We start from the raw sequence: 2,287 nt of genomic DNA, 5'->3' as shown, positions 1-2,287 counted from the left end.
GGGGACGTTTCCTGGTAATCAAGCTTCGGCGAGATGATATCCTCCGCAGGAAATATCTCGCAAAGCGCCTTGTAATTCTTGTTGTCGGCAACTCCGAGGAAGCCGTGCAGATTCAGTATTTTCATATTCCTGCTCCTATCAGCTCTGTCAAAGATTTTTCAAATTCTTTATCTTGCTGAACTGTTCGTTTGGACAAGCCCTTTGTACGGCCTCCGCTCCTGCGTATCTTAGAGGAGATCGCGCGAAATTCCAGTAGTCCCGAAATGTTTTCCGCTGTGTAGCGCTTTCCGTCCTGATTGAGCACAATAGCCTTTTTGCTAAGACACATCGCTGCAAGTCCGTAGTCCTGAGTTACAGCGATATCACAGTCACTTACAAGATTCACAAGACGAAAATCAGTGCTGTCAGCACCCTTATCAACGATGATAGTTTTAACTCCCTCACGATGAATGGAATGGGATGTATCGCAAATAATTATACACTCTATCCCGTATCTCTTAGCAGCCCTCACCGTGATATTCACCACAGGACAGCCGTCTGCATCTATAAATATCTTCATATTCATCACCTGAAAGGAAACTTTTTTGTTTGATGATTACATTATAGCATACCCTGAAAGGATTTACAACACATTTGAAAAATGTTATAATAGTATCAATGATACTATCGGAGGCGCAAAATGAAAGCAGTTATCGCAATGGATTCATTTAAGGGAAGCATTTCTTCAATTGAAGCAGGAAATGCTGCTGCAGAAGGAATACGCCGCGTTTTTCCCGATGCTGATACAATAATAAAACCTGTTGCAGACGGCGGAGAAGGAACTGTTGAAGCCCTCGTCAACGGACTGCACGGACAATTGAGTGAAGCCGAAGTCTCAGATCCACTCGGCATAAAGATAACCGCCAAATATGGCATTCTCCCAAACAATACCGCAGTTATTGAAATGGCTGCGGCGTCGGGACTTACACTTCTTTCTGATAATGAACGTGATCCAATGCTAACTACCACTTACGGAACAGGCGAGCTCATTCTTTCAGCGATACGCAATGGCTGCCGTGATTTCATAATCGGTATAGGCGGAAGTGCAACTAATGACGGCGGTATCGGCTGTTTGCAGGCTCTCGGTTTCGGTATGCTTGATGATAAAGGTCAGCAGGTAAGCTTCGGTGCAAAAGGGCTTTCGCAGCTTACAGAAATAAATAACACGAATGTTATACAAGAACTAAAGGAGTGCAGTTTCAAAGTAGCCTGCGACGTCACAAATCCTCTTTGCGGTGAAAATGGGTGCAGCACAGTATTTGCTCCGCAAAAGGGCGCAAAAGCTAAACTTATACCCGTAATGGACGGATATCTCCGAAATTTCGCTGAGCTGACAAAAAAATATAACGCCACCGCTTCACCTGATACTCCCGGTGCAGGGGCAGCAGGCGGTCTTGGATTTGCGCTGATATATTATCTTAACGCAGAATTTGAATCAGGCATTGAATTGATAATGCGCGAAACTCAGCTTGAAGATTCTGTAAAAGATGCAGATATTGTTATCACTGGCGAAGGTTGCCTCGACAGCCAGACTGCTATGGGAAAAGCTCCCGTTGGAATCGCAAAGATAGCACAGAAATACGGAAAACCTGTCATCGCGTTCAGCGGAGCAGTCAAAATCGGAGCGGAGTTATGCAACCAGAATGGCATAGACGCATATTTTCCTATACTCAGGCAAGTATCTACACTTGAGGAGGCTATGGATAAGACCACTGCCTATCGTAATCTCGCCGATACAACCGAACAGGTATTCAGAACGATAAAGCTATTCAAACAATAAGATCATATGCGTATATCACAAAGCTACGTTGTATGCCTGGTAAAACAAGAAAGGAAGAGTACTATGAAATTGCTGATTATCAGACACGGTGATCCTGACTATACTATCGACTCGCTTACAGACAAAGGTCATAGAGAGGCTGAAATGCTTGCCGAGCGTATAGCCCCTATGGATATCGCAGCTTATTATGTGTCTCCGCTTGGGAGGGCTAAGGCTACTGCGGAATATACTCTGAGAAAATGCGGACGTTCAGCAGAGACGCTGGACTGGCTCCATGAGTTTGACCGCAGCCTTATTATCGGACCGAACGGTCAGCGCCGCATTGCCTGGGATATGCTGCCTCAGAACTGGACGTCTGTTCCCGAATACTACGACAAAGAGAAATGGACAGACGTTCCTGTTATGGCTGAAGCAGATATGCGTAACGGTATCACCTATGTACAAAACGGACTTGATTCTTTACTTGCT

At 45.1% G+C, this 2,287-nt stretch carries 3 protein-coding genes; 2 read left to right on the top strand and 1 reads right to left on the bottom strand.

All coding sequences use genetic code 11. The annotated features are described in order from the left end of the window. Positions 1-121: 121 nt before the first annotated feature. Positions 122-559 (bottom strand): YaiI/YqxD family protein, encoded by a 438-nt coding sequence (locus K5677_RS05470; protein ID WP_296725617.1) that lies wholly within the window; start codon positions 557-559, stop codon positions 122-124. Between the two features lie 120 nt (positions 560-679). On the opposite strand from K5677_RS05470, the gene K5677_RS05465 reads away from it, so the two are divergent. Together K5677_RS05465 and K5677_RS05460 are read left to right on the top strand one after the other, a co-directional pair. Then, complete coding sequence (locus K5677_RS05465) at positions 680-1,819, top strand: glycerate kinase (RefSeq protein ID WP_296725615.1); 1,140 nt, start codon at positions 680-682, stop codon at positions 1,817-1,819. Between the two features lie 63 nt (positions 1,820-1,882). Further along, the coding region (locus K5677_RS05460; protein ID WP_296725613.1) for a histidine phosphatase family protein at positions 1,883-2,287 on the top strand (405 nt) is incomplete at its 3' end.

Source organism: Ruminococcus sp. (assembly GCF_024684275.1).
This window is presented reverse-complemented; position numbering and strand designations above follow the sequence as displayed.